Raw genomic sequence first — 5794 nt, 5'->3', positions numbered from 1 at the left:
TACGAAAGATTTTGCAGCATTAACTTCTATTGATAGTTACACATTTGATCAGTCTGAGAAAAAGATATTAATTGCTACAAATACCGAATCTATATTTAGACGTTCTTTTACTGCAAATTATTTTGTTTATGATATAGCGTCTAAAAAATTATCAAAATTTACCGATAAAGCCATTCAAGAACCAACTTTTTCATCAGATGGAAATAAAATAGCCTATGCTTTCGAAAACAACTTGTATGTTTTTGATTTGTTGTTAAATAAAGAAACGCAAATTACTTCGGATGGTAAGAAAAATAGCATCATTAACGGAATTACTGATTGGGTATACGAAGAAGAATTTGCTTTTGTAAGGGCTTTTGATTGGAATGCTGACGGAACTAAAATAGCATTTATTCGTTTTGATGAAACGGATGTTCCAGAATTTTCAATGGATATGTACAACCAAGGATTGTATCCTACACAAGCTGTTTTTAAATATCCGAAGGCAGGAGAAAAAAACGCAACCGTTTCGTTACATATTTATGACGTAACTGCAGAAAAAACTCAAAAAATTGATTTAAGTACTTATTCTGATTTTTATATCGCACGATTAAAATGGACAAGTGATAAAAATGTATTGAGTGCTCAAGTGATAAACCGCCACCAAGATAATTTAGATGTTATATTTGTTGATGGAAATTCAGGAACTAAAAAAGTAATTTTAAACGAAAAAGACAAAGCTTACGTCGATGTTACGGATAATTTAACCTTTTTAAAAGACAATAGTTTTATTTGGACTTCAGAAAAAGACGGTTTCAATCATATTTATTATTATGACAAAACCGGAAAGTTGAAAAACCAAGTTACAAAAGGAAATTGGGATGTAACCGCTTATTATGGATTTGATGAAAAAAACAAAATTGTATACTATCAATCTGTAGAAAACGGTTCCATAAATAGAGATGTATATTCCATTTCAATTGACGGAAAAGCTAAAAAAAGACTGTCCTTAAAAACAGGAACAAATAATGCTACTTTTAGTCCGAATTTTCAGTATTTTATAAATACCTATTCAAGTGCTGCTTCAGCGCCTTATTATTCTTTAAACGATTCAAAAACCACCCAAGAGATTAAAAAAATCCAATCTAACGAAGCTGTTGAAGAAAAATTAGCAAAATACAACGTGGCTTCGAAGGAATTTTCAACCATCACTACAGAAAAAGGGCATATTTTAAACACTTGGATGATTAAACCAAAAGATTTTGATCCGAATAAAAAATATCCTGTTTTTATGTTTCAATATTCGGGACCAGGTTCGCAACAAGTAGCAAACACTTGGAACGGAACAAATGATTATTGGTTTATGATGTTGGCTCAAAAAGGCTACATTGTAGCCTGTGTAGATGGAAGAGGAACAGGTTTTAAAGGTGCAGAATTTAAAAAATGTACGCAAAAAGAATTAGGAAAATACGAAGTAGAAGATCAAATTGATGCGGCTAAAGTTTTCGGAAAATACACTTTTGTTGACAAATCGAGAATTGGAATTTTCGGATGGTCGTTTGGTGGTTTTATGGCGGCTAATTGTATTTTTCAAGGCGCAGATGTTTTCAAATCTGCTATTGCAGTTGCACCCGTAACGTCTTGGAGATATTACGATAGCATTTACACCGAAAGATACATGCAGACTCCACAAGAAAATGCAAGTGGTTATGATAACAATTCGCCTATTTCACATGTAAATAAATTGAAAGGAAACTTTTTATTAATTCATGGTACGGCTGATGACAATGTGCATGTTCAAAACACTATGAAAATGGTAGAGGCTTTAGTACAAGCCAACAAACAATTTGACTGGGCGATTTACCCAGATAAAAATCACGGGATTTATGGTGGAAAAACCCGTTTACAATTGTACACCAAAATGACCAACTTTATTTTAGAAAAACTATAAACTAACCAATATTACTAAATAAATTAATTATGAGCGAAACTGTTAAACAAGGACATCCAAAGGGGCTTTGGGTATTATTTGGAACCGAAATGTGGGAACGATTCAATTTCTATGGAATGCGAGCCATCCTAACCCTATTTATGGTAAATTCATTATTAATGAAAGAAGCAGATGCCTCTTTAATTTACGGTGGATTTTTGGGTTTATGTTATTTAACACCTATGTTAGGTGGATTTGTTGCAGATAGATTTTTAGGAAACAGAAATTGCATTATGCTTGGAGGTTTAATGATGGCTGTTGGACAATTTTTATTATTTATTAGTGCAACTGTATTTACTTCCAATATTGAATTAGCTAAAATTTTACTTTGGGTTGCTTTGGGAATTATCATTTTTGGTAATGGTTTCTTTAAACCAAATATTTCTTCTATGGTAGGAAGTTTATATCCTAAACAAGAAAAAAACAAATTAGATACAGCATTTACGATTTTTTATATGGGAATTAACTTAGGTGCTTTCTTAGGTCAATTAATTTGTCCAATTGTTGGAGATGTTAAAGATGCTGGTGGCATTAGAGATATTTATGCTTTCAAATGGGGATTCTTAGCAGCAGCTATAGCAATGGTTTTAGGAACTATGGTTTTTTATTATTTAAAAAATAAATACGTAGTTACTCCTGAAGGCAGACCAATTGGTGGTTTACCTTCAAAAAATGATGCTTCAGATTTTGAAGATGGAGAATCTCAAAAAGCTGTATTTTCAAAGAATGCTTTAATTGGAGCAGTTGTTGCTTTCATAGGATTAGGATTCTTATTTCATTATGCATTTGGGCAGAATATTATTTATGCTATAATTTATGCAAGTGGTTTATCTTTAGCAGGATTAATTATTTCAGACACCTCATTAACTAAAATTGAAAGAGATAGAATTTTAGTAATTTACATTGTTGCCTTTTTCGTTATCTTTTTCTGGGCAGCCTTTGAACAAGCTGGTTCTTCATTAACGTTTATTGCAGATAATCAAACAGATAGAAATTTCTTTGGTTGGAATATGCCGCCATCAATGGTACAAATCTTCAATGGATTATTCGTAGTAATGTTTGCTGTACCTTTCAGTATGTTATGGGATAAATTAAGAGCCAATAACAGAGAACCGATTTCTCCTTTTAAGCAAGCTATTGGTTTGCTTTTAATTGCTGTTTCATATTTTATTATCGCTCACAACGTAAAAGATTTAGGTAATAATGGCTTATTAGCAATTAAATGGTTAATCTTATTGTATTTAATACAAACATGTGCTGAATTATGTTTATCTCCAATTGGATTATCATTGGTAGGTAAATTATCACCAAAACGTTTTTCTTCTTTATTATACGGAGTATTCTTCTTATCAAATGCAGCAGGATATGCGTTAGCAGGAACATTAGGTTCTATTATGCCTGCAACTGGAGACAAATTTAACAAAGCAAAAGAATTAGGAATCGATTTACAAGCAGTTTTAGATAAGAAAATAGTACCAACTAAAGATCAGTTAGCTCTTTTAGATACAAATCAAATTAGCCCAACTAATCCAGTTTTTGCTGGATTTGAAATTCATAATTTGTTTGAATTCTTTATGGTATTTGTGATTTTATGTGGTATAGCAGCTGCAATTTTATTCGCATTAACTCCAAGATTGAAAAAAATGATGCACGGTATTAACTAATTATTTTATAAAATATTTTTTATATCTTTCAAGCCTGTAACATTGTTGCAGGCTTTTTTAATTATTAAAACAAAAATAGTATGTGGAAATCACACCCAAAGGCATTGCCTTATTTATTCTTATCTGAAATGTGGGAACGTTTTGGCTATTACTTAATGATTGGAATTTTTACTCTTTATCTTAAAGATGTAGAAGCAGGATTTGCCTTAACTGAAAAAGAAGCTTCCGATTTGTATGGAACATTTATCGCACTGGTTTTTTTAACTCCTTTTATTGGTGGACTTGTAGCTGATAGATATTGGGGATATAAAAAATCAATAGTTATTGGAGGTTTGATGATGGGTATTGGTTATCTTTTAATGGGTATTCATAACATTACTATGTTATATATTGCTATGACACTTGTGATTATTGGAAATGGATTCTTCAAACCAAATATTTCTACACTTTTAGGTAATTTCTATTCTGAAGATCAGTACAAAGACAAAAAAGATGAAGGGTATAATATTTTCTATATGGGAATTAATGTTGGTGCTTTCATTTGTAACTTTTTTGGAGCTGCATTACAAATTCTATTAGGTTGGCAATATGCGTTTATGGCAGCTGGTGTTGGAATGTTTATTGGTGTCATTGTTTTCTTATTAGGAACAAAACATTACGGAAACAAAACAGATAAAAAAGGAACGCAAGAAGGCGATATGCCATTTTATAAAATTGTTTTATTTATTTTATTACCCTCTGCTGTATTTGGAGTAATTGGTTGGTTATTAAAAGGTGTAACTTCTGAAGCTAATCCATCTGGATATATTTTTGGTTCGGATAGTACCGATGCCTTTATTTTTGCTTGTATTCCAGTTATATTTTTTTACGGAAGTTTATATTTTAAAGCAAAAGCAGAAGACAAAAGGCCAATTGGAGCTTTATTAACCATATTTGCTGTAGTAATTTTATTTTGGGCGGTTTTCAAACTAAATGGTTCGGCACTTACCACTTGGGCAGATAGATATACAGATAGAGAAATCACAGGAACGACCAAATCTGTTTTTAACACACTTAAATTATCTAAAGAAATAGACTATAAAAAAGATTCTACAGAATTATATGATGCCAGTTTTCGTATTCAAAAACTAAATGGCGAAGTTCAAAAAACAGTAGATTACCCAATATACTTTAGAAATGTAGCCAAAGAAAAACTTCCTGAAGAAGATGCCAAAGTTTCAATTTGGGCAACTAATTTAAGTCAGTCTATCAATCCAGGTTGGGTCATTATTTTAACACCATTAGTTGTCGCATTTTTTACATTTTTACGTGGTAGAAAAAAAGAACCATCAACACCTACAAAAATTGCATTCGGATTATTAATTTCTGCTTTATCCGTTTTAGTAATGATTGCAGCAGTTAATATGGGCGGAAACGGTTCTGAAAAAGTTAGTGTTTGGTGGCTTGTAGCCAATTACGGAATTATCACAATTGGAGAACTATTTCTAAGTCCGATGGGATTATCGGTTGTATCTAAGCTGAGTCCAACAAATATAACATCATTAATGATGGGTGGTTGGTTTTTATCCACTTCAATCGGAAATAAATTAAGTGGTGTATTAGCCAGTCTTTGGGACACCTATGACAACAAACAAGATTTCTTTTGGATTAATTTTGGGCTATTGATGTTTGCAACACTATTGATGTTTGTTTTATTGAAACAATTAAATGCAGTAATGAAAGAAAAAGGAATAAACTAATGCAGACTATAGAAGAAATACAAAATTTTAAAGGCAAATATCCAAAACAACTGTGGTATTTGTTTTTCTCAGAAATGTGGGAGCGCTTCTGTTTTTATGGAATGCGAGGAATGCTGGTCGTATTTATGGTTAACCATTTGTCAATGGACGAAGAAATAGCCAATTTACAATATGGTGCCACACAAGCTTGGGTATATGCTTTTACTTTTATTGGTGGTTTATTTGCCGATAAAATTCTTGGTTTACGAAAATCACTTTTCTGGGGTGGAATTTTAATGATTATTGGAAGTATCATCTTAGCCATAGATCCGAAAAGTCTGTTTTTTACAGGAATTGGTTTTACAATCGTAGGTACAGGATTCTTTAAACCAAATATTTCATCAATGGTTGGGCAATTATACAAAGAGAACGATCCAAGACGT

General features: G+C 31.8%; 4 protein-coding genes. All 4 read left to right on the top strand.

Going from position 1 to position 5794, the window contains the following annotated elements:
- Nucleotides 1-1930: S9 family peptidase (locus ACIQ11_RS08415; protein WP_396154212.1), on the top strand; the 1930-nt coding region annotated here is incomplete at its 5' end.
- Between the two features lie 29 nt (nt 1931-1959).
- Complete coding sequence (locus tag ACIQ11_RS08410) at nt 1960-3633, top strand: peptide MFS transporter (protein ID WP_396154211.1); 1674 nt, start codon at nt 1960-1962, stop codon at nt 3631-3633.
- Nucleotides 3634-3713: 80 nt separating this feature from the next.
- Nucleotides 3714-5372 (top strand): peptide MFS transporter, encoded by a 1659-nt coding sequence (locus ACIQ11_RS08405; RefSeq protein ID WP_396154210.1) that lies wholly within the window; start codon nt 3714-3716, stop codon nt 5370-5372.
- Nucleotides 5372-5794 (top strand): oligopeptide:H+ symporter (locus ACIQ11_RS08400; RefSeq protein ID WP_396154209.1); only part of this gene is annotated, 423 nt, incomplete at its 3' end. The genes ACIQ11_RS08405 and ACIQ11_RS08400, both read left to right, overlap by 1 nt.

Source organism: Flavobacterium sp. (assembly GCF_044361065.1).
GTDB lineage: Bacteria > Bacteroidota > Bacteroidia > Flavobacteriales > Flavobacteriaceae > Flavobacterium.
This window is presented reverse-complemented; position numbering and strand designations above follow the sequence as displayed.